The 22,516-nt window shown below is 72.1% G+C and carries 21 protein-coding genes; 10 read left to right on the top strand and 11 right to left on the bottom strand.

Annotated features, from left to right (window positions below; all coding sequences use genetic code 11):
* Nucleotides 1–8 precede the first annotated feature (8 nt).
* The 5 genes from QSK21_RS08420 to QSK21_RS08440 form a co-directional block, all read right to left on the bottom strand.
* A complete protein-coding gene (locus QSK21_RS08420) occupies nt 9–1,187 on the bottom strand; it encodes an HpcH/HpaI aldolase/citrate lyase family protein (RefSeq protein WP_285694807.1) in 1,179 nt (392 codons plus the stop codon).
* 44 nt (nt 1,188–1,231) lie between these two features.
* Nucleotides 1,232–1,810, bottom strand: a complete 579-nt coding sequence (locus QSK21_RS08425) for a TerD family protein (RefSeq protein ID WP_285694808.1) — start codon at nt 1,808–1,810, stop codon at nt 1,232–1,234.
* A gap of 103 nt (nt 1,811–1,913) precedes the next feature.
* A complete protein-coding gene (locus QSK21_RS08430) occupies nt 1,914–3,047 on the bottom strand; it encodes a DUF475 domain-containing protein (protein WP_285694809.1) in 1,134 nt (377 codons plus the stop codon).
* 33 nt (nt 3,048–3,080) lie between these two features.
* The gene (locus QSK21_RS08435) at nt 3,081–3,659 is read right to left on the bottom strand and encodes a TerD family protein (RefSeq protein ID WP_285694810.1); all 579 of its coding nucleotides are present in this window, start codon (nt 3,657–3,659) and stop codon (nt 3,081–3,083) included.
* 75 nt (nt 3,660–3,734) lie between these two features.
* Entirely contained in the window at nt 3,735–4,310 is a 576-nt protein-coding gene (locus QSK21_RS08440) for a TerD family protein (protein WP_285694811.1), read from the bottom strand.
* Between the two features lie 294 nt (nt 4,311–4,604).
* Here QSK21_RS08440 and QSK21_RS08445 point away from each other — a divergent pair, with 294 nt between their 5' ends.
* Nucleotides 4,605–5,858 carry a molecular chaperone DnaJ gene (locus QSK21_RS08445; RefSeq protein WP_285694812.1) on the top strand — a complete coding sequence of 418 codons (1,254 nt, stop codon included), beginning with the start codon at nt 4,605–4,607 and terminating at the stop codon, nt 5,856–5,858.
* Between the two features lie 40 nt (nt 5,859–5,898).
* On the opposite strand, the gene QSK21_RS08450 is transcribed toward QSK21_RS08445, so the two are convergent.
* The 3 genes from QSK21_RS08450 to dnaG form a co-directional block, all read right to left on the bottom strand.
* Nucleotides 5,899–6,375: a YbjQ family protein gene (locus QSK21_RS08450; protein WP_285694813.1), complete on the bottom strand. Its 477-nt coding sequence runs from the start codon at nt 6,373–6,375 to the stop codon at nt 5,899–5,901.
* A gap of 124 nt (nt 6,376–6,499) precedes the next feature.
* On the bottom strand, nt 6,500–7,645 hold the full coding sequence (gene rpoD / locus QSK21_RS08455; RefSeq protein ID WP_285695085.1) for an RNA polymerase sigma factor RpoD: 1,146 nt from the start codon (nt 7,643–7,645) through the stop codon (nt 6,500–6,502).
* A 71-nt stretch (nt 7,646–7,716) separates the two neighbouring features.
* Nucleotides 7,717–9,630: a DNA primase gene (gene dnaG, locus QSK21_RS08460; protein WP_285694814.1), complete on the bottom strand. Its 1,914-nt coding sequence runs from the start codon at nt 9,628–9,630 to the stop codon at nt 7,717–7,719.
* An 82-nt stretch (nt 9,631–9,712) separates the two neighbouring features.
* On the opposite strand from dnaG, the gene QSK21_RS08465 reads away from it, so the two are divergent.
* A complete protein-coding gene (locus QSK21_RS08465) occupies nt 9,713–10,321 on the top strand; it encodes a putative glycolipid-binding domain-containing protein (RefSeq protein WP_285694815.1) in 609 nt (202 codons plus the stop codon).
* 18 nt (nt 10,322–10,339) lie between these two features.
* Here QSK21_RS08465 and QSK21_RS08470 read toward each other — a convergent pair whose 3' ends face one another.
* Both QSK21_RS08470 and QSK21_RS08475 read right to left on the bottom strand, forming a co-directional pair.
* Nucleotides 10,340–11,005: a Rid family hydrolase gene (locus tag QSK21_RS08470; RefSeq protein ID WP_285694816.1), complete on the bottom strand. Its 666-nt coding sequence runs from the start codon at nt 11,003–11,005 to the stop codon at nt 10,340–10,342.
* Nucleotides 11,006–11,008: 3 nt separating this feature from the next.
* The gene (locus tag QSK21_RS08475) at nt 11,009–12,541 is read right to left on the bottom strand and encodes a flavin monoamine oxidase family protein (RefSeq protein ID WP_285694817.1); all 1,533 of its coding nucleotides are present in this window, start codon (nt 12,539–12,541) and stop codon (nt 11,009–11,011) included.
* A gap of 419 nt (nt 12,542–12,960) precedes the next feature.
* Here QSK21_RS08475 and QSK21_RS08480 point away from each other — a divergent pair, with 419 nt between their 5' ends.
* The 8 genes from QSK21_RS08480 (at nt 12,961) to QSK21_RS08515 (ending at nt 22,035) form a co-directional block, all read left to right on the top strand.
* Entirely contained in the window at nt 12,961–13,263 is a 303-nt protein-coding gene (locus QSK21_RS08480; protein ID WP_285694818.1) for an urease subunit gamma, read from the top strand.
* Complete coding sequence (locus tag QSK21_RS08485) at nt 13,260–13,589, top strand: urease subunit beta (RefSeq protein ID WP_285694819.1); 330 nt, start codon at nt 13,260–13,262, stop codon at nt 13,587–13,589. Before QSK21_RS08480 ends, QSK21_RS08485 begins: the two co-directional genes overlap by 4 nt.
* A 314-nt stretch (nt 13,590–13,903) precedes the next feature.
* Nucleotides 13,904–15,634, top strand: a complete 1,731-nt coding sequence (locus tag QSK21_RS08490; RefSeq protein WP_285694820.1) for an urease subunit alpha — start codon at nt 13,904–13,906, stop codon at nt 15,632–15,634.
* Between the two features lies 1 nt (nt 15,635).
* Nucleotides 15,636–16,313, top strand: a complete 678-nt coding sequence (locus QSK21_RS08495; RefSeq protein ID WP_285694821.1) for an urease accessory protein UreF — start codon at nt 15,636–15,638, stop codon at nt 16,311–16,313.
* Nucleotides 16,314–16,325: 12 nt separating this feature from the next.
* Nucleotides 16,326–17,003 (top strand): urease accessory protein UreG, encoded by a 678-nt coding sequence (gene ureG, locus QSK21_RS08500; protein ID WP_285694822.1) that lies wholly within the window; start codon nt 16,326–16,328, stop codon nt 17,001–17,003.
* A complete protein-coding gene (locus tag QSK21_RS08505; protein ID WP_285694823.1) occupies nt 17,000–17,716 on the top strand; it encodes an urease accessory protein UreD in 717 nt (238 codons plus the stop codon). Before ureG ends, QSK21_RS08505 begins: the two co-directional genes overlap by 4 nt.
* Before the next feature lie 22 nt (nt 17,717–17,738).
* Nucleotides 17,739–20,648, top strand: coding sequence for a DEAD/DEAH box helicase family protein (locus QSK21_RS08510; protein WP_285694825.1), 2,910 nt, complete (start codon nt 17,739–17,741; stop codon nt 20,646–20,648).
* A gap of 100 nt (nt 20,649–20,748) precedes the next feature.
* The gene (locus QSK21_RS08515) at nt 20,749–22,035 is read left to right on the top strand and encodes an ABC transporter ATP-binding protein (protein ID WP_285694826.1); all 1,287 of its coding nucleotides are present in this window, start codon (nt 20,749–20,751) and stop codon (nt 22,033–22,035) included.
* Here the strand turns inward: QSK21_RS08515 and QSK21_RS08520 are convergent.
* Entirely contained in the window at nt 22,016–22,477 is a 462-nt protein-coding gene (locus QSK21_RS08520) for a MerR family transcriptional regulator (protein WP_285694827.1), read from the bottom strand. The two genes, QSK21_RS08515 and QSK21_RS08520, sit on opposite strands and share 20 nt — an antisense overlap.
* Between the last annotated feature and the right edge of the window lie 39 nt (nt 22,478–22,516).

Raw genomic sequence — 22,516 nt, forward strand, 5'->3', positions numbered from 1 at the left:
GTCCACCCTCACCGGCCACCCGCCGCTTCGAGCAGCTCGACGAACGTGACGCCCTCGGCCGCCACCCCGAACACCCGGGCGCGCAGCATCAGCCGCTCGGCCCAGGCGCGGTGCGGCTTGGCCTCGTTCATCTTGTTGGCGTAGACGCTGGCCATCGCCCCTCCACCGGTCTCCTCCAGGATGTCGGAGGCGTCGCAGTACTCCTCGTGCGTCACCACCGACAGGGCGTGGACGGCCGCCACATGGCTGGGATGGATGACCGTCTTGCCGATCAGGCCGTTGGCCTTGTCCAGGTGCACCTCGCGGATCAGCCCGTCCAGATCGGAGGTGATCAGCCGCTGCCGCAGCCGCGCGGCCCGCTGCGCCTCGAACGGCGACTGCCGGAGCTGCGGCTTGAACATCCGCTCACCGGCGGAGAAGTACTCCCAGACCGGCCCGGTCACCACGAACCCCGTGCCGTCCGCACGGCCCAGGATGTTCACCACGTCGGCGATCACCCCGGCGACCGGGCCGATGTCGTAGATGGTCAGGTCGGGCGGGCGGCGCAGCCCGTAGGCCGCGGACATGTCGGTCGCGCCGATCCGCACCGCGAGCACCCGCTCCCGGTGCTTGGCCAGCAGGCGCGCCACGTCCTGCAGCAGCTCGGTCCTCGACTCCCGGTAGACCGCCTGCGCACTCTCGATCACCGGCATGGCCAGTAACCGGTGCCCGACGCGGTCCTCGGCGTCGGCGACCGCGTCCAGGAACTCGCCACCGGGCCCGGGGGTGAACTTGGGGATGACGAACCCGCTGACCAGCCCCGCCGCCGCGCCGAGCCGCCCGGCCAGGTCGCCGATCTGCTCGGGGGTACGGACGCGCACGAACAGCAGCGGCGGCTCGGCCACCGGCTCCCCCGACGGCGCGCCCGGCGGCAGGAGCCGTTCCAGTTGCGCCACCAGGTTGGCCTCGGCCGCCTCCACGTCCTCGTCGGCGATCGAGTCCTCAAGGCACAGCACCATGCTGGTCACACCGCGCCGCGCCGCCTTGACGACGTCCTCGGCCAGCGCCGGGCGGGTCGCCGGGCTGTAGAGCGTGGCGCCCAGCGCGACGGCCAGCACCTCCGGGTCGTCGTGCCGGCCGAAGGCACGCGGATGCCGGTGGAACAGATGCTTCCGGCGGGCGGGATCGATGTGCTCAAAGTGCCGCATGCACGTCGGTTCCTCCCGCTCGGACCGCAGCCCAGCTCACGGCGTCACAGATGGGCGGAGACCGCCGGCAGGAGGTGCTGGAAGGTACGGCCGTTGGCGGTGGCGCCGATCGCCGTCATCGACCAGCCCTGCCCGTCCCTGGACACCTTCGCCATGATCTGCGCGTTGTGCCGGCCCGAGCCGGTCAGCTCGTAGCGGGCGATCTCCTGGCCGGTGGACTCGTCCACCAGCCGGCAGAAGGCGTTCTCGATCTGCGAGAAGTCCTGGCCGGTGAAGGAGTTGACGGTGAACACCAACTGGCTGATGTTGGGCGGCACCGCGGACAGATCGACGTTGATCACCTCGTCGTCGCCCTCGCCCTCGCCGGTCAGGTTGTCGCCGGTGTGCAGCACCGACCCGTCCTTGCTGCGCAACTGGCGGAACCACACCGAGTCGGCGAGGTTGCCGCTGGCGTCGAACAGCAGGCAGGACGCGTCCAGGTCGATGTTCTGCGCCTTGGACCTGCCGAACAGGCCCTTCCTGGCCACGGCGTCCCAGCCCAGCCCCATCTTCACCCTGGTCAGACCACCGCCGCCCGGTTTCTCCAGCGAGACCTTCTGGCCCTTTTGCAGCGAGATCGACATCCCCGGCTCCTTTGCTGAGTTCGATGGCGCCGCCCCCGTGGCGGCTCGTCGGCAGGCCCCTGTGACGGGGTACTCGGACGGCTCCTCGGTCGCGGGCGGCCCCTCAGACCTTGCTCGCCGAGCGGACCGGCTCGTCCTCGCCCGCGGGCTCGTCCCCCGTGTCCTCGCCCTCCTGGCGGTTGCGGAGCACCGAGCTGATGAACGCCGCGATGATCAGGCCCGCGCCGAGCCCGCCGGTGATCCACTCGGGCACGTGCGACGCGATGCCGATCAGCATGCAGACGGCCAGGGCGCCGATCGCCCAGTGCGCGCCGTGCTCCAGGTAGACGTACTCGTGCAGGGTTCCCTTGCGGACGAGGAAGACCGTCAGCGACCGGATGTACATGGCGCCGATGCCCAGGCCCAGCGCGATGACGATCGGGTCGGTGCTGATCGCGAACGCGCCGATGACCCCGTCGAAGGAGAACGAGGCGTCCAGCACCTCCAGGTACAGGAACAGGAAGAAGCCGGCCTTGCCGGTGGCCATGGCCAGCCTGCTCGGCCCGCCGTTCGCGGGCTTGACCGCCACGGCGTCCCCGGGCTCCCCGGGCTCCTCCGGGTCCTCCTCGACGCCGCCCGCCTCGGAGAACAGCTCGCCCAGCCCGTTCACCAGGATGTAGGTGACCATGCCGAGCACGCCGGCGATCATCACCTCGCCCGGGTCGTCCGCCCACACCCCGGCGATCAGCGCCAGCGTGCCGCCCGCCACGACCACCGGAAGCTGGTCCAGCTTGCCGATGCGGGCCAAAGGACGCTCCAGCCAGGCCAGCCACTTGTGCTCGTGGTCGTCGAACACGAAGTTCAGGAACAGCATCATCAGGAACATCCCGCCGAACGCGGCGATGGTCGGGTACGCCGTCTCCATCGCGTGGTGGTAGCGGTCGGGATCGTTCAGCGCGAGGTCGAACGCCTCGATCGGGCCGAGCCCCGCGGTGATGACCACGATCAGCAGCGGGAAGACCAGCCGCATCCCGAACACCGCGATGGCGATGCCGACGGTCAGGAAGATCCGCTGCCAGAACGCGCTCATCCGGTCCAGCACCTTGGCGTTGACCACGGCGTTGTCGAAGGAGAGCGAGATCTCGAGGATGGCCAGCACCGCGACCAGCAGCAGGCCCGCGGGCCCGCCGTAGAGCAGCGCGGCCAGCAGGCCGATTGCGGTGACCCCGAAGGACCAGCCGAAGGTGCGAAGAATCATGCGTACGTCTCTGTTAGGAATGGAAAGGCGGGATCAGGCGACGTTGACGCCGAAGTCGGTGGCGATGCCGGCCAGGCCGGAGGCGTAGCCCTGGCCGACCGCGCGGAACTTCCACTCGCCACCGCGCCGGTACAGTTCGCCGAACACCATGGCGGTCTCGGTGGAGGCGTCCTCGGTGAGGTCGAACCTGGCCAGCTCGGTGCCGTCGGTCCTGTTGACGATGCGGATGAAGGCGTTGCGCACCTGGCCGAAGCTCTGTCCGCGCGCGTCGGCGTCGTAGATCGACACGGGGAAGACGATCCGCTCGCACTCGGCCGGGACGGCCCGCAGATCCACGTTGATCGACTCGTCGTCGCCCTCGCCCTCGCCGGTCAGGTTGTCGCCGGTGTGCTCGACCGACCCGTCCGGGCTCTTGAGGTTGTTGAAGAAGACGAAGTGCTGATCCGAGAGTACCTTGCCGTCGCCGCCCAGCAGCAGGGCCGAGGCGTCCAGGTCGAAGTCGGCACCCGTGGTGGCCCGCACGTCCCAGCCCAGGCCGACGGAGACGGCGGTGAGGTCGGGGACGGCCTTGGTGAGCGAGACGTTGCCGCCTTTGGCGAGCGATACTCCCATGATCGGAATCTCCCTGTCGCTACGGGGTGGCCTGCGCGGAAGCCGGGGAGGGGGCCGCGAGGCCGGGGGAACCGGTCAGATGTTGACGCCGAAGTCGGTGGCGATGCCGGCCAGGCCGGAGGCGTAGCCCTGGCCGACCGCGCGGAACTTCCACTCCGCGCCGTTGCGGTACAGCTCGCCGAACACCATCGCGGTCTCGGTCGAGGCGTCCTCGGTCAGGTCGTACCGGGCCATCTCGGTGTTGTCCGCCTGGTTGACCACGCGGATGAAGGCGTTGCGGACCTGGCCGAAGTTCTGCCCGCGCGAGTCCGCCTCGTAGATCGACACCGCGAAGGCCACCCGCTGGGCGACGTCCGGCAGGGCGGCGAAGTTGACGCTGATCCGCTCGTCGTCGCCCTCGCCCGCGCCGGTGGTGTTGTCGCCGGTGTGCTCGACGCCGCCGTCGGGGGTGCGCAGGTTGTTGAAGAACACGAAGTGCTGGTCGGACACGATCTTCCCGGAGCCGTCCAGCACCAGCGCGGAGGCGTCCAGGTCGAAGTCGGCACCGGTGGTGGTGCGCAGGTCCCAGCCGAGCCCGACGGTCACGGCGGTCAGGCCGGGAGCTTGCTTGGTGAGCGAGACGTTGCCGCCCTTGCTGAGACTGACACCCACTGTGCCTCCAAGATCGATACAAGGTGTGATGACGCCTTCGCGGCCCCGCTATACCCGACGTAGAAGCGATGCTATCCGTTCCCTGCCGCCCCGGCGGAGGCCCGAATTCCGCGCTCGGCGGAGCCCGGCGCCACCCTGTCGGCGGGACGCGGGCGGGCGGCGGGGACGTTTCCGCCGGGACGAGGCGCCCGCGACCGGCCCGTTCGGAGCGATCCCGGCTGGACCGATCTCGCCCGGTAGGTGAACACTTCGGGCGTCCTGCGGGAGACTGGAGGCGAAGGGAAGGGAGGCACGTTGCGACCAGGACGGGGCGACCAGCGGCGCCGGGGCCGGGGGGAACAGGCCGCCGCAGCGGCGGTGCAGGCCCGCGAGGACGCGGCCACTGCCTTCTACGACATGGACCAGGCCCAGAAGTACCTCCAGGGCCGGGTCACGGTGTTCGCCGACCTGGACGCCCGCGCCGCCGCGCCCGTGCGTAACGAGTTCACCGCGCTCAGCGACAACGCCGACGCCGCGGCCATGGCCTATATCTCCGTCCTGGACGCCAACGACCTCGACGACGACCGCGACCGGGGCCCGGCCGAGTACGACTCCGCCCGGCGGGCCTTCCTCGCCGTCACCGACCGGCTGAAGAAGATCACCACGGATCTGAACCGGTTCGCCGAGCGGCTGGCCCCGCAGATGAGCCGGCTGGAGGCGGCCCTCGACCAGTTGCCGCCCCGGCTCACCGCCGCCAGGGACGCCGTCGCCGCCGCCGACGCCGCGATCGCCGCCGCCCGCGCGGCCGGCATGGACGCCGCCGACCCGGAGGCCGAGCTGGCGCGCGCCAAGGAGGCGCTCTCCCAGCTCGGCTCCCAGGGGCTGGGCGGGCTCGGGCTCGCCGGCGCGATGGACAAGGCCGACGAGGTGCGCCGCGCCGCCGAGAGCGCCCGTGAGGCGGCCGAGGAGCTGCCCCGGCTGGGTGAGAAGGTGCGCCACTCACTGGCCTCCGTCCGGACCCGCTCGGAGATGGTCGCGGGACGGGTCGAGTCCGTCAGGCAGGCGATGAAGCTGCTGCTGCGCAATTACTCGCTGGCCTGCTGGCAGGACCTCAAGGGCGCGCCCGAGGCCGTGAAGGACGGCGTGGAGCGCGCCCGGGAGCGGCTGAACGAGGCGTCCGGGCACGTCGCGCGCAACGAGTGGAAGCAGGCCCAGCGTGCCCTGACGGCCGCCCGTACCGAGCTGAACGCCGCCGAGCGCAGGGCGCACCAGGTCACCGGCCGGGTGGCCGACCTGGACGCGGCCGCGGCCGACCCCGGCAAGCCCGCCGAGGCCGCCCGGTTCGCCGTCCGGGACGCGCAGAAGCTCGCCATGGCCCAGCCGGGCGGCGCCGCCCCGCACCACGCGCGGGCCCTGGACGAGCTGGTGGAACGGCTGGACCGGGCTCCACGCAGGCTGACAGGCCCGCACCCGGACTACTGGTCGTACCTTCAGGAGCTGGAGTCGATCAAGACGGCGGCCGGCGACGTGGTCGCCAGGATCCGCGCCGAACGCGCCGCCCAGACCTAGCGCGCCGCCCGAAGCCGGGGACGGCCCGGGCCGCGCCTGATCACCTGGGGTGGTCGCTCAAACCGATGGTGAGGTTGCGCGCCGCCATCGGGGGGCCGCTCGGCTGGTGCTCGCCGTACGGCGGCACGTGCTGCGGCTGCTGCTTGGGGATCGCCGCCGAATGACCGGGCTGCGCCGGCTGCGCGGCCTGCGCGGGCGCGGCCTCCGCCCACACCGCGGTGCCGTACGCGCAGACCTCGTGGCCGCCCCCGGCGAGCGCGGCGGTGTCGAAGCACATCCCCACCACGGCGTTGGCGCCCTTGCGGCGCGCCTCCTCGCCGAGCCGCTCCACGGCCTGGCGGCGGGCGGCGGCCAGCCCGTTGACCGGCTGCTCGCCGGTCACCCGGAACGTGCTGCTGGAGGTGCCTCCTCCCGTCCCGGCACGGCCCTGATCGGTCTGGACCGCCACCCCCAGCGCCTCACCGAGCACGCTGCGGATCTCGTACCCCGGGAGGCCATCAGTCGTCACGATCAGCATGTCCCCACCGTAATCCACACGGCCGGGGAAATGTGCTGCTCCACCCGATTCGACGCGCCCGCCGCGGCCCCGGCGCCCGTACGGGGGCGGGGCCACGGCGGGCGGCGCCGCGATCGGTCCGCGATCAGTCGAGGTACTCCCGGAGCATCTGGGCGCGCGAGGGGTGGCGCAGCTTCGCCAGAGTCTTGGACTCGATCTGGCGGATCCGCTCCCGCGTGACCCCGAACTCCCGGCCGACCTCCTCCAGCGTCCGCGGATGGCCGTCGGTCAGCCCGAAGCGCAGCTGGATGATGCGCTGCTCGCGGTCCGACAGCGTGCCCAGGATGTCCTCGAGCTGGTCCTGCAGCAGGATGAACGCCGCCGCCTCGATGGGCACGACCGCGTCGGCGTCCTCGATGAAGTCGCCGAGGTCGGAATCCTCCTCACCGATCGGCGACTGGAGCGAGACCGGCTCCTGGGCGATCCGCTGGATCTCCACGACCCGGGCGGGGCTCAGCCCCATCTCCAGGCCGATCTCCTCGGGGGTGGGTTCACGGCCGAGGTCCTGGTGCATCTGCCGTTGCACCCGGACCAGCTTGTTGATGGTCTCCACCATGTGGACGGGGATCCGGATGGTCCGGGCCTGGTCGGCGATCGCCCTGGTGATCGCCTGCCTGATCCACCACGTGGCGTAGGTCGAGAACTTGAATCCCTTGGTGTAGTCGAATTTCTCGACCGCGCGGATGAGTCCGAGATTTCCCTCCTGGATCAGGTCGAGGAACAGCATTCCCCGGCCCACATAGCGTTTGGCGATCGACACCACCAGGCGCAGGTTGGCCTCGATCAGGCGTTGCTTCGCCCGCACTCCCTCGCGGGCGAGCAGTTCGAGGTCGAGCCGCTCGGACCGGGACAGGATGGCGGTGTGCGCCATCTTCTCCTCGGCGAACAGTCCCGCCTCGATCGATTTCGCGAGTTCGACTTCATCTTCTGCCGTGAGCAGCGGTACGCGACCGATTTCCCGGAGGTAGATCCGGACCAGATCGCTCGTCGGCGCCCGCTTGCCGAGGTCTCCCTCGTCCGCTCGCGTGACGTCCTCGGTCTCCTGCTGGGACTCGAGGACCTCTACCCCCTGCTCTGCGAGCATCCGGACGACCCGCTCGAGAGAGTCGTCCGGCAAGTCGGAGCGATCGAGTGCAGCGGCTACGTCATCGACGGTCACACCGCCGCGTTCTCTGCCGCGCGCGACAAGGTCCGCCACCTGGTCAACCGATGGCGCCTCGCTAGGCAGCACCGAAGGGCCCACGGTGACAGTCTGCGTCAATCGGGCCCAAGATCACAGGACCCATTTCGAGATTGGCCGGATCACTGCGACCCGAGACCACGCTCCCGCAACACCCGTCTCTGCTGCTCATACGCCACAAGATCGCCGAAGACCCGGTTGTACTCTTCGGCCTGTTCGGCCGGATTCAGCCGCTGGAGTTTAGACTTCAGCTCCGTGATCAAGCGTGTGAGCTGGCGTTCCTGGATTCGGGCGAGCAGTTCGGCGGCATAGCGGTCGTCCGATTCCTGTGCGGCGTGTACCGGCTCCACTCCGAGCTGCGTCACCAGCGCCCTGACCTGGTCGTTCGGCGCCTGTTCCAGCAGCCGCGCCACCCACTCGGCGCTGCCCCCGGCCGCCGTGACACCCCCGGCCGAGGCGATGACCTGGCGTACCGCGGCGTGCGGCGGCGCGATGAACGCGTCCGCCGGGACCTGGTCGAACTCCGGTCCCAGCAGCGCCGGCCACTGCACCGCCAGCTTCAGCAGCTCCCGTTCGCGCAGCACCTCGGGATCGGCCGGATCGAACGCGGGACGCTCGTCCCCGGCCGGCGTCCCGGGGACGCCCTGGCGGCCGTTCGGTGTCCGGCCCCGGCCATTCGCGGGGGCGCCCGCACCGCCGCGCCGCGCGGACAGCTCCCGCACCCGGCCCAGCACGAACTGCTCGTCCATGATGCCGAGCCAGCGGTCCAGGCTGACCGCGTACATCTGGCGCAGCGCGCGGTCCTTGATGGAGGCGACCACCGGCGCCGCCGCGTCGAGCGCGGCCAGCCGTCCTTCGGCGGTGTCGAGGTCGTGCTGCTGGATCGCGCTGCGGATGGCGAACTCGAACAGCGGCACCCGGGAGGCCACCAGGTCGCGCACCGCCGCGTCGCCCTGCCGGACGCGCAGGTCGCACGGGTCCAGGCCGTCGGGCTGCACCGCCACGAAGGTCTGCGTGACGAACTTCTGCTCGTCGGCGAACGCCCGCAGCGCCGCCCGCTGCCCGGCGGAGTCGCCGTCGAAGGTGAAGATCACCTCGCCGCGGAACTCGTCCTGGTCCATCAGCAGCCGGCGCAGGATCTTGATGTGGTCGTCGCCGAATGAGGTGCCGCAGGTGGCGACGGCCGTCGGCACCCCGGACAGGTGGCAGGCCATCACGTCGGTGTAGCCCTCGACCACCACGGCCTGCCGGCGCCGCGCGATCTCCTTCTTCGCCAGATCCGCCCCGTACAGCACCGAGCCCTTGTGGAACAGCGGCGACTCGGGGGTGTTGAGGTACTTGGGGCCGTCGTCCTCGTCGTAGAGCTTGCGGGCGCCGAACCCGATCACGTCCCCGCTCAGATCCCGGATCGGCCACATCAGCCGGCCGCGGAACCGGTCCATGGGGCCGCGGCGTCCCTCCTTGGCCAGCCCGGCCATGATCAGGTCGCGGTCGGCGAACCCGCGCCCGCGCAGGTGCCGGACCAGCCCCTCCCACTCGCGCGGCGCGAACCCGACTCCGAACGCGGCGGCGTCGGCGAGCTCGAAACCCCGCTCGGAGAGGAACTTGCGGCCCAGGCCGCCCTCGGGGGTCTGCAACCGCTCGGCGTAGAACTCGGCGGCGGCCCGATGCGCGTCCAGCAGGCGCGCGCGCTGGCCCGAATCCTGCCGGGGGGTGTAGCCGCCCGTGCCCTCCTCGTACCGGAGCTGGACGCCGGCCTTGACCGCCAGCCGCTCCACCGCCTCGCTGAACGACAGGTGGTCGATCTCCTGCACGAACTTGATGACGTCGCCGCCCGCCGCGCAGCCGAAGCAGTACCACAGGCCGCGGGCCGGGGTGACGTTGAACGACGGCGACTTCTCGTCGTGGAAGGGGCACAGACCCTTGAGGTTGCCGCCGCCCGCGTTGCGAAGCTGGAGATACTCACCGATCACCGCGTCGATCGGCGACCGCTCGCGAACCAGCGCGATGTCCTCGTTACGAATCCGGCCTGCCACGGCGGCGAGTCTATTCCCGCCAAGGGACATCCATCCCCCGAGACCCCAAAGCCCGTCACACGTCACTGATATGCAGGAGCACGTGACGACACCGATCGTGTGGGTGAAGCCGGGGGGCGCGGAGATCGCGTACGTGGAGCTCACCGAGGGACGGCTGACGGCCCAGGGCGCGGCCATCGGCGGTGACCCGCTCCCCTACCGGCTGGAGTACGAGCTGACCACCGCCGACGACTACGTGACGTCCCGGCTGCTCGTCGAGGCGTACGGCACCGACCCCGGGACCGGGCCGTGGCGGCGCCGGCTGGAGCTGACCAACGGCCCGGCGGGCGAGTGGCACATCAGGGCGCGGGCCGAAGGGGGCGTCGCGCTGCGCCCGCCCGGCGGGGACGCGGCGGCGCTGCGCGGGGCGCTGGACTGCGACCTGGGCCTGTCTCCGCTGACCAACAGCATGCCCGCGCTGCGCCTCGGCGGCGACGGCCCCGCCGAGTTCCTGATGGCGTGGGTGTCGGTGCCGGACCTGGCGGTCTCGCCCTCCCGGCAGACGTACCGCGTCGTCCGCCGGGAGGGCGAGGTGACGGTGGTCCGCTTCGCCGTCCCGGGATTCAGCGAGGACATCGTGTTCCGGGACGGGCTGGTGCTGGACTACCCGTCCATCGGACGGAGGGTGGTGCCGGAGTCCGCTCCGTCCTGACCGCTCGGGCCTGACCGCTCAGTGGTGGCGGCGGAAGGCCGCCACCACCTCGACCTCGACCAGCCAGCCGTTGACCGGCAGGTTCTCGATCTCGATGGTGACCCGGGCCGGGCGGGCCGGGTTGACCAGCATCGGCCTCGCGGGCGGCGCGCTTCCCAGCGGGACGTTCACCACCTTCCCGGTGACCAGGTCGGTGTTGGCGTAGAACTGGCGGTAGGCGCGGTTCCACCCGGCGAAGTCGGCGACGCCGGCACCGGGCGGGTTGGCGAGGTAGGCGCGCATCGAGATGACGTCCCGGTGCGTGAGGCCCTGGGCCTTCAGGTTCTCGCCGATGGCCTTCAGGGCGTTGATCGCCTGCGCCTCGGTCAGCGTCACGCCGGGCGGCAGCGTCCCGCCGGGGAAGTCGACGTAACGCTCGGGGGTGCCGGCGGGGGCGGACGGGTTGGCGTCCGTCGGCCCGATCCCGCTGGCGGTGTAGGTGGCGACCGCCGAGCCGACCGCGACGCCGTTGGCGATGGACGGGTTGCTCTGCCCCGCCGGCAACGCGGGGCGGACCTCGGTGGGCTTGGGCGGGCGCGGCGCCTTGTGCGGCGCGGCGGAGGCCACGCCTCCCCCGCCGACGAGGACGGCGGCCGCGGCCCCGGCCAGGACGAGCCTGCGTGTGAGCGGCGATGTGCGTGCCATGGGTCAGCCCTTCAGTACGCGCTGGTGGAGCTCGGTGACGACCTTCCGGGCGGACTCGAACGCGCCGTGCTGCCAGGCGATCTCGTAGCTGAGCCAGTCCCCGGAGAAGTAGACGTTGCCCTGCGGCTGGTTGAGCAGGGCGTACTCGGCGCCCCTCGACGGCCACCCGATCCAGCCGCCCTCGATGTGCGGCTGCCGGATCCAGGCGATGGACGCGGAGGAGGCCACGCCCTGCCGGTACTTCGCACCGTGGATCTTCGCGCCCTGGTCGAGCGCGCGCCGCAGCCGGTCGGCGTGCGTCATCGCGGCGTACCGGTCGGCGTTGCCCCCGAAGTTGTAGTAGCCGATGACCACACCGCGTCCCCCGCTGCCGTAGCCGGACGACGGGTACCAGATGGTGGACAGGTCCAGGTCGGTGTTGGTGATGCCGCCGTAGATGCCCTCGTCCTCCTCCCACCAGCGCGTGCGGTACTCCAGGCCGATCTTGCCGGTGGACTCCGGGACGGGGGTGGCCAGCGCCGCCTGCACGTTCGCGCCCAGGTTGTGCGGGGTCTTGGCGAGGATGTGCGGCGGCAGGGTGGCGATGCAGTAGTCGGCCTCCAGGACGCTGGTCCGGCCGTTCTTCTGGTACTCGACCCGGACGCCGCGCGCCAGGTTGGTGATCTTGGTGACCTTGCTGCCCGTGCGGATCTTCCCGTGCCCGATGGCCTTGGCCAGCGCGCGCGGGATCTGGTCCATGCCGCCGACCGGCTGGAACATCAGCATGGCCTGGCTGTAGCCGAACTCGAAGGAGAAGCGCAGCCCGACACCGCTGGCCAGGACCTCCGACAGCGACGGCACCGGGCCGAGGACCGTTCCGGACGTGTGCCCGGCGCCGGGGTTCACCGAGTAGCCGCGGCGCCCGTCGGTGCCCTCGTAGGCGAACCCGCCGGCCCGTCCCTTGATCGCCCCGAACGAGGTCAGGAACGAGATCAGCCGTTCCTTGTCGGTCGCGGTGAGCCGCTGGTCCAGCGCGCCCTGGTCGGTCGCCTTGGCCAGCAGTTCGGAGATGTAGCCGTACACGTCGGCCTTCGCGGTGCGCCACCGCACCGGGGCGGTCATGCCGGCCGACTCGTTGTAGATGTAGGCGTCGGCGTTGGAGTTGGTGAACACCTCCAGGGGCACGCCGAGCTCGCGGCAGTAGTCCATGGTGGTCATCCACTGCGCGATGCGCGCGGGCCCGGCGTTCATGTACTGGCCCTTGGAGAACCCGATGTGCTGGGTGGCGCCGCCGATCTCGGTCAGCTTGTCGCCGCCGCGCAGGGTGCGGTTGCGCCCGCCGACCCGGTCCTGCGCCTCCAGGATCGTCACGTCGTACCCGGCCTTGCCGAGCTCGTAGGCGGCGGTCAGTCCCGCGATGCCCGCGCCCAGCACGACGACCTTCGCCGCACCCCGGCCGCGCAGCGAGAAGTCCGACGGGCGCGGAGGCTGGAAGGGGGTCTTGGTCGCCGCCTCGGCGCTGGGCGCCAGGCCGAGCGCGCCCATGGTGGCGAACATCGCGCCGGCCCCTCCGGTGGCTCCGACCCGCGCGAGGAAGCTCCTGCGGCTGAACCCGGGCTCGTCCGATGCATTTCCGATCGCCAAGGAACACCTCCATTGATCTTGACGACCGGGAGTCTGAGATCACTACATTTCGGACACGGGATCGCCGGGTAAGGGTTGTGTTTCACAGCAGAACGTGGCGTTAGATAGTTGTTTCAACGTCCTCACAACGGATGTCCGGAACGCCCGATTTCGATAGGATGCTCGCCTCCGGCAGGCGCCCCGCCGCCGGTCACGGCCGGAAACCGTTCCGTCGCCCACCGCCTTGGACGCGCCGACGGCGGGTTAAGGCCACCGGCGCCGTGTGAAAACGGCGTTAAATGCGCAACGTGACCGTTCCGTCGCAGGTCAGCCTGGGGATAGCGTCATGGACTGTGCTGATCACTCCACACGAGCAGGAACGCCTGCTGATCCATGTGGCCGCCGGCGTGGCCCGCGATCGGCGGGCCCGCGGGCTGCGCCTCAACCATCCCGAGGCGACCGCGATCATCGCGGTGCACATCCTGGAGGGCGCCCGCGACGGGCGCACCGTGGCCGAGCTGATGGAGTCCGGCCGCACCGTCCTCACCCGTGACGACGTCATGGAGGGCGTCCCGGAACTCCTGGACTCGGTGCAGATCGAGGCGACGTTCCCCGACGGCACCAAGCTCGTCACCGTCCACAGGCCGATCCCATGATCCCCGGGGAGATCGTCGTCGGCGTGGAGCCGGTCGAGCTGAACCCCGGGCGTCCCCGGGTCACGGTCACGGTCGTGAACACCGGCGACCGGCCGATCCAGGTCGGCTCGCACTACCACTTCGCCGTGGCCAACCCCGCGCTGGACTTCGACCGTGACGCGGCGCGCGGCCACCGCCTCGACATCCCCGCCGGTACGGCCGTGCGGTTCGAGCCCGGCATCACCCGCGACGTCGACCTCGTCCCCCTGGCGGGCGCCCGAGTAGTCCCCGGCCTCCGCCTGAAAGGAGCCCCCGGTGAACCCGCGCCTGAGAGGAGCCCTCAGTGAACACTGAGCGGGCGGGCGGTGTCTGGACTGAGGAGCGCAGGGAGCGAGGAACGAGCGACCGAAGCGACGAGGGAAGACACCGCCCAAAACGCCCGCGAAGCGCCGAGCGAAGGCGAGGCAATGGACACTGAGCGCAGGAAGCGAGGAACGAGCGACCGAAGCGACGAAGGAAGACACCGCCCAAAACGCCCGCGAAGCGCCGAGCGAAGGCGAGGCAATGGACACTGAGCGCAGGAAGCGAGGAACGAGCGACCGAAGCGACGAAGGAAGACACCGCCTGAAGCGCCCGCGAAGCGCCGAGCGAAGGCGAGGCAATGGACACTGAGGCGAGGAGTACTCGGCTGTCGCGGGGGCGGTACGCCGCGTTGTACGGGCCCACTGTGGGGGATCGTGTGCGGCTGGCCGACACGGATCTGTTCATCGAGGTCACCGAGGATCGCAGTCGCGGGCCGGCGGGTGCCGGGGACGAGGCGGTGTTCGGGGGCGGCAAGGTGATCCGGGAGTCGATGGGCCAGGCGCGTGCGACGCGTGCCGAGGGTGCGCTCGATCTGGTCATCACCGGTGCGGTGGTGCTGGATCACTGGGGGATCGTCAAGGCCGACGTCGGTGTCAGGGACGGGCGGATCGTCGCGCTCGGCAAGGCGGGTAATCCGGACACGATGGACGGTGTCCATCCGGACCTGGTGATCGGGCCGTCCACCGAGGTGCTGGCGGGCAACGGCAAGATCCTGACGGCGGGCGCGGTGGATTCGCACGTCCATTTCATCTGCCCGCAACTGGTGGACACGGCGCTCGGCGCGGGGGTGACCACGCTGATCGGCGGCGGCACGGGCCCGGCGGAGGGGACGAAGGCGACCACCGTCGCGGGCACCTGGTACCTGCAGCGCATGCTGGAGGCGATGGACGGCCACCCGGTGAACGTGGCGCTGCTCGGCAAGGGCAACACCGTGTCGGAGGACGCCCTCTGGGAGCAGTTGCGCGCGGGGGCGTCGGGGTTCAAGCTGCACGAGGACTGGGGGTCCACGCCCGCCGCGATCGACGCTTGTCTGCGCGTGGCGGACGCGTCGGGCGTGCAGGTGGCGCTGCACAGCGACACCCTGAACGAGGCCGGGTACGTGGAGTCGACGCTGGAGGCCATCGGCGGCCGGTCGATCCACGCGTACCACACCGAGGGCGCCGGGGGCGGGCACGCGCCGGACATCATCACGGTGGCCTCGCACCCGAACGTGCTGCCGTCGTCCACCAACCCGACGAGGCCGCACACGGTGAACACGCTCGACGAGCACCTCGACATGCTGATGGTGTGCCATCACCTCAACCCGTCGGTGCCCGAGGATCTGGCGTTCGCCGAGTCCAGGATCAGGCCGACCACGATGGCGGCGGAGGACGTGCTGCACGACCTGGGCGCGATCTCGATGATCGGGTCGGACTCGCAGGCGATGGGGCGGATCGGCGAGACGGTGATCCGCACGTGGCAGACCGCGCACGCGATGAAGCGGCGCCGGGGCGACCTGGAGGGACCGGCCGACAACCTGCGCGCCCGCCGCTACGTCGCCAAGTACACGATCAACCCGGCGATCGCGCACGGTCTCGACGGCGAGGTCGGCTCGGTGGAGCCGGGCAAGCTGGCCGACCTGGTGCTGTGGGATCCGGCGTTCTTCGGGGTCCGGCCGCACGTGGTGGTGAAGGGCGGGATGATCGCGTGGGCGGCGATGGGGGACGCGAACGCGTCGATCCCGACGCCGCAGCCGGTGCTTCCGCGCCCGATGTTCGGCGCCGCCCCGCCGGTCGCCGCCGGGACGTCGCTGCACTTCGTGTCGCGGGCCGCGATCGAGGATGGGCTGGGCGGGAGGCTGGCGGTGCGGCGGGCGCTGGTGCCGGTCAAGGACACCCGCGGGCTCGGGAAGGACGCGATGCCGCTGAACGACGCGCTGCCGACGATCGAGGTGGATCCCGACACGTTCACCGTCGTGGTCGACGGCGAGGAGATCGAGCCCGCGCCGGCCGGTGAGCTGCCCATGGCCCAGCGCTACTTCCTCTTCTGACATGGAGTTGCCCGCCCGGCTGCTGCTGCTCGCCGACTCGCGGCTTCCGGCGGGCGGGCACGCGCACTCGGGCGGGCTGGAACCGGCCGTGACGGCGGGCGAGGTGAGGGACGTCGCGGGGCTGGCCGATTTCCTCCGGGGACGCCTGGCGACGGCGGGCCTGGTGTCGGCCGCCCTGGCCGCCGCCGCGTGCGCCCATGCCCGCGCCCCTGGCTGGGCGTGGGAACGGCTGGACGCGGAAGCGGACGCACGCACCCCTTCGCCCGCCCAGCGCAAGGCGTCCCGCGCGCAAGGCAGATCGCTTCTGCGCGTGGCGCGGCGCACCTGGCCACATCCGGCCCTGGACACCCTCGCCAACGCGTGCCGTGAGCCACCGCACCAGCCCCTCGTCCAGGGCGTGGCGACCGCGGCGGCGGGCGGCACGCCCGCGCAGGCCGCCGCCATCAGCGCGTACGGGGCGGTCACCGGCGCGGCATCGGCGGGCGTACGGCTGCTGGGTCTCGACCCGCTGGCCGTCCACGGGGTCCTGGCCGACCTCGCCCCGTCCATCGACGCCGTGGCGGGCCGGGCGTCGCGGCGGCCCGATGACTGGGCGGGGCTGCCGGCGCTCTCCGCGCCCGCCCTCGACCGGTTCGCCGAACTGCATCTGGGCGCCGACCTGCGCCTGTTCGAGTCCTGACGGAGGTTCACCATGGGGGCACACCATCACCACGACCCGCACCGGGAGGCGCCCGCGCGGGGCCGCGCGCTGCGGCTGGGCATCGGCGGTCCGGTCGGCAGCGGCAAGACGGCGCTGACCGCCGCGCTGTGCCGGGCGCTGCGCGACGAGTTCGAGCTGGCCGTGGTGACCAACGACATCTACACCACCGAGGACGCCGACTTCCTGCGCCGCGAGGCCGTGCTGGCCGCCGACCGGATCACCGCGGTGCGGACGGGCGCCTGCCCGCACACCGCCATCCGGGACGACATCTCCGCGAACCTCGACGCGGTGGAGGAGCTGGAGGAGCGGCACGGCCGGACGCTGGACCTGGTCATCGTCGAGAGCGGCGGCGACAACCTCACCGCGCTGTTCAGCCGGGGCCTGGCCGACGCGCAGATCTTCGTGCTGGACGTGGCGGGCGGCGACGACGTCCCGCGCAAGGGCGGCCTGGGCGTCGCGGCGGCCGACCTGCTGGTGGTCAACAAGACCGACCTGGCGCCGCTGGTCGGCAGCGACCTGGAGGTGATGGCGCGGGACGCCGCCCGTGTCCGCGACGGCGGGCCGGTGGCGTTCACCTCGTTGCGCGAGCGTCCCGACGCCCCCGAGGTGACCGGCTGGCTTCGTGGCGTGCTGCGCGAGTGGGCGGGCCACCAGACGGTGACCACATGACCCGGACCGCCTCCACCAGGGGTTACACCGCTCGGGCCGCGGTCACCGCCGAGCGCTCCCCGTCCGGCGGGACGCGGCTGACCCGGCTTCGCTCGGACGGGCCGCTGGCGTTGCGCGCCACGTCCGGCGGTGTGCATCTGGTGGGTGCGGCGGCGGGCCCGCTCGGCGGCGACGATCTCGAACTGGAACTCATCGTGCGGGCCGGTGCGCGCCTTTCGCTGCGCTCGGCCGCCACCTCGCTCGCGCTGCCCGGCGACGGCCCGTCCCGGATGACCGTACGGGCCGAAGTGGGCGCCGGTGGGCATCTGGACTACGCGCCCGAGCCGACGGTGGCCGCGGCCCGCTGCGACCATCGCGCCACGGCCCACATCACGCTCGCGCACGGGGCGACGCTGCGCTGGCGGGAGGAGCTGATCCTGGGACGCCACGGCGAAGAGCCGGGCCGTCATAGCAGCCGCATGGACGTCACCCTCGGCGGGACTCCCCTGCTCCGGCACGAGCTGTGCCTCGACGACCCTCACATCTACCGGGGCCGCGCCGTCCTCGGGGACGCCCGTGCCGTCGGAAGCGTCCTGCTGGTAGGCGGCGACCTCCCCCGCTCCGCGCGGACGGGGGAAGGACTGGCCGTGCTGCCCCTCGCCGGCCCCGGCGTGCTCATCACCGCGACGGCGCCCGACTCCGCCGTCCTCAGACGACGTCTCGCGGCGGTATGACCCGTTCGGTCACAATATGGCGGTGGATTTCGACGGGGTGGGCTGGCCTGGGGAGCTGCGGCCGTACCAGGAGAAGGCGCTGGGCAAGCTCGCCGACGCCTGGAACGAGGGCCGGTCCAGGGCCTGGGTGATGCTTCCGCCCGGCACCGGGAAGACCCTGGTGGGCCTGGAGGCGGCGCGCAGGCTCGGCCGGCGCACGGTGGTCCTCGTCCCCAACACCGCGATCCAGAACCAGTGGGTGGAGCACTGGCGGCGCTGCGGCGGCGAGGCGGGCACCGACCGCGACCTGCGGCACGCGGTCACCGTCCTGACCTACCAGTCCCTGGCGGTGTTCGACCCGGACGCCGAGACCGACGAGGAGGGGCGCACCAAGCAGCGCCAAGGCGGGCTGGTGCGGCTCCTGCACGACAACGGCCGCGCCCTGGTCACCGCGCTGCACGACGCGGGGCCGCTGACGCTGATCCTGGACGAGTGCCACCACCTGCTGGACGTCTGGGGACGCCTGCTCGCCGAGATCCTGAAGGAACTGCCCGACGCGCGCGTGATCGGCCTGACCGCCACCCCGCCGGAGTCGCTGACCCCCGACGAGTCCAAGCTGGTGGACGAGCTGTTCGGGGTCCCGATCCTCGGGGCGTCCATCCCGGCGATGGTGCGGCAGGGCTACCTCGCACCGTTCGCCGAGCTGGCCTGGCTGACCACGCCGACCGCCGTGGAGGCCGCCTACGTCGCCGGGGAGGCCGAGCGGTTCGCCGAGCTGACCGCGGGCCTGCTCGAACCCGGCTTCACCACGACCGGCCTGCTGGAATGGCTGGACGCCCGGATGGTCGACCGCACGTTCGTCCGCGGGCGCGACGGCGGCACGGCGGAGAGGAACACGGCGGAGGGCGGCACGGTGTCCTGGGCGCGGGTCGAGACGGCCGAGCCGAGGATCGCCGCCGCCGCGCTGCGGTTCCACCACGCCGGGCTGCTGGCGTTGCCGCCGGGCGCCCGGCTGCGCGAGGAACACCGGCACCCTCCGACCGCCGAGGACTGGGTGGCGCTGCTCAACGACTACGTCGTCCACTGCCTGCAACGCAGCGAGAAGGAGAAGGACCAGCGCGCGCTGGACGCCATCAAGCGCGCGCTGCCGGCCGTCGGCTACCAGCTGACCCGGCGCGGCATCCGGGCCGCCCGGTCGCCCGTGGACCGGGTGCTGGCGCGCAGCGCCGCCAAGACCCACGGGGCGGTGGAGATCGCCGCCTTGGAGGCGTCCGCGCTGGGCGCCCGGCTGCGCTGCCTGGTGCTGTGCGACCACGAACGCGCGGGCGCGACACTGCCCGCGCGGCTGCGCGACGTCCTGGACGAGGAGGCGGGGTCGGCGTGGCTGATGCTGCGCAGCCTGGTCGCCGATCCGCGCACCCGCGCGCTGTCCCCCATGCTGGTCACGGGACGCACGGTCGCCGCCGCCGAGGAGACCGCGCAGGCCTTCGTGCTGGAGCATCACGAGCGGGGGCTGGAGGTGGAGCCGGCGGGCGGCGGGATCGCGCTGATCACCGGGTCGTGGTCGTCGCGGGTGTGGGTCCGGCTGATCACGGCGTTCTTCGAGTCCGGCGGCTGCCAGGTCCTGGTGGGCACCCGGGGGCTGCTCGGCGAGGGCTGGGACGCCCGCGGCATCAACACGCTGATCGACCTGACCACGGCGACCACGCCCACCGCCGTCGTCCAGACGCGCGGGCGCGCGCTGCGGCTGGACCCGTCGTGGCCGGAGAAGTCCGCCAACACCTGGACGGTGGTGTGCGTGTCCGGCGAGCACCCCAAGGGAACGGCCGACTGGGACCGGTTCGTCCGCAAGCACAACGGCTACCTTGCGGCCGCGCCGAACGGCGAGATCGTGTCGGGCGTGGCGCATGTCGAGGCGTCGTTCTCCCCGTACGCGCCGCCCGACCCCGTCCCCGGCGAGGCGGTGCCGTACGCGCGGCTCAACCAGGCGATGCTCGAACGCGCCGAGAACAGAGCGGCGACGCGCGAGGCGTGGAGGCTCGGGACGCCGTTCCGTGACGAGCTCGTGCACACCCTGCGGATCCGTCCCGCCCGTTCCGCGGCGCTCGCCATCGGCGCGCCCGTCTCCACGATCGAGCCGGTGAAGCCGGAGGCCGTACCGGCGGCCGGCCTCACCACCGCCCGTCCCGAGCCGCTGCCCGAGCTGCGCCGGCCGAGGCGGCGGAGGGTGCCCGCCTTCCTCGCGGTCACGCTGCCGGTGACGGCGTGCTCCGCGCTCGCCACCCTGCCCTTCGGCGTCCAGGCGCCGCTGACCGCCGGGCTCATCGCCCTCGCCCTGCTCACATCCCTGGAGGGCCGGCGGCAGGCCCGCGGCCTGCGCGAGATCGTGGACTCCGTGCGGGCCAGGGACCGGGCGATCGAAGAGGCCGCGGACGCTATCGAGGCGCTGGCAGGCGAGCCGCCCATCACCTCCTTCGCCTACGCGGTCGCCGACGCGCTCCGCGCGGCCGGCCTGTCCCGGCGCGGCGCCGAGGGCGTCGCCGTGCATCCCGAGCCGGACGGCACGTACCGCTTCTCGCTCGCCGACGTGGACGCCGCCACCTCCGAACGGTTCGCGACGGCGCTGGACGAGGTCCTCGGGCCGATGGCCACGCCCCGCTACGTCGTGCCGCGCTATGTCGTCAACCCCAGGAGCGGCGGCGAACGGCTGGAGCGCGCCCGGCGCTGGACGGCGGGGTACGGGGAGGCCGACGGGGTCGTCTACCATTCCGTCCCGTCCGTCTTCGGCCAGAACCGGCGGCGGACCGACGCGTTCACCGAGGCGTGGAACACCTGGGTGTCCGGCGGAGAACCCCTGTTCACGCAGTCGCCCGAGGGTGAGGGCGTGCTCGCCACCCACCGCGGCGAGGATCCGCTGGAGGCCACGACCGTTCTCCGCGTGGCCTGGGACTGATCACCTGCCGTTCTTCGTTGGACAACGCTCTGGACAAACGGGCGGGAGCACGGTGAGATCAGTGGCCACAGTCACCCCGCCCCACCCAAGGTGGCCCCCGATGACGGATGTCGTACTCGATGGCGTGAGCAAGGTCTATCCCGGCGACCAGCACGCGGTGCGCGACGTGCATCTGCACATCCGCGAGGGCGAGCTGTTCGTGCTGCTCGGACCGTCCGGCTGCGGCAAGTCCACCATCCTCCGGATGATCGCGGGGCTGGAGGAGGTGAGCGAGGGCACGCTCTGGCTGAACGGCGGCGTCGCCAACGACCTGTCGCCGCGCGACCGCAACGTCGCGATGGTGTTCCAGGAGGGCGCCCTGTACCCGCACCGCACCGTCGGGGGCAACATGATGTTCCCGCTGGAGGTGTCGGGCAGCGACCGCGCCGAGGCGCGCGCGAAGGTGACCGAGCTGACCCGCGCGCTGGGCATCAGCTCGATGATCGACCGGATGCCGGGGACGCTGTCGGGCGGGCAGCGGCAGCGCGCCGCGATCGGCCGGGCGCTGATCCGCGAGCCGTCGCTGTTCCTGATGGACGAGCCGCTGTCGTCGCTGGACGCCGGGCTGCGCACCGAGCTGCGGCTGGAGATCGCCGCGCTGGTCCGCTCCACCGGCACCACCACGGTGTACGTCACGCACGACCAGGTCGAGGCGATGACGATGGCGGACAGGATCGCGGTGCTGCGCGACGGCGTGCTGGAGGACGTGGGCACCCCCGAGCAGATCTACCAGGACCCGGCCACGGTGTTCGTGGCGGCGTTCCTCAGCTCCCCGCCGATCAACCTGCTGCACGGCACCGCGTGGGCCGTCCAGGACCTCGGCGTCGTGCTCGAACTGGGCCCGCAGCGGCTGACCGTGCCGTGGAGCGATCCGCGCTCGCCGTCGCTGATCAGCCTGCACGGCCGCACGGTGCTCTGCGGGATCCGGCCGGACGCGCTGACCCCCGTCCGTGAGGGCACGCCGGGGCGGACGCTGACCGGCCGGGTGCGCGTCCTGGAGTTCCATGGGCACGACTGGCTCGCCTACGCGGAGGCGGGCATCCCGACGGTGGACGCCAACTCGGTCGGCGCGCGGCACAAGGTCGCCACGGTCGGCGCGGAACGTGCCGTCCCCGGCGGGCTCGGCGCCTTCGGGGGGCGGCTGCGGGGCCTGTTCGGGCGGGACGGGTCGCGCCTGGAGCCGCCGCCGGAGGAGGAGCACGAGGGCCACCACCGCCGCTCCGACCTGATCTTCACCAGCGGGACGTGGCGCCCGGACCGCGGCGAGGAGGTCCGGCTGGAGGTGGACCTGGACCGGATGCTGATCTTCCGGGAGGACGGCGTCCGGATCACCCCGCCGCGGCGGTGACCTCCACGGCCGCGTCCCCGTCCGCCATCTCCCCGGCGCAGTCCCCGTTCGCCGCGCTCGCGGCGCAGCCCGCGCCGCCGGTTCCGGCGAGCCCCTGGTAGAGGTCGATCTTCCAGCGGATGTGCCCCTGCTGCGTGCGCAGCCGCGCGATCTGCTCCTCCACCCTGCGGTCGTGCTCCCGCAGCAGCGCCAGCCGGTCGCGCAGCGTCCCGTCGCCGCCGCGCACCAGCTCGGCGTACCGCCGCATCTCGGCGATCGGCATTCCGGTGTCGCGCAGGCAGCGCAGCATGTGCAGCCACGCCAGGTCGTCCTCGCTGAACAGGCGGCGGCCGGAGGCGCTGCGCGCGATGCCCTCCAGCAGCCCGATCTTCTCGTAGTAGCGCAACGTGTCGATGCTGAAACCGCTCTTCTCGGCGGCCTGCCCAGGGGAATAGAAGGTCACGGCTCCTAGAGTGGCACCTGGAGCGCGCTCCAGGTCAAG

Source organism: Actinomadura sp. NBRC 104412 (assembly GCF_030269515.1).
Classification (GTDB): Bacteria; Actinomycetota; Actinomycetes; order Streptosporangiales; family Streptosporangiaceae; genus Spirillospora.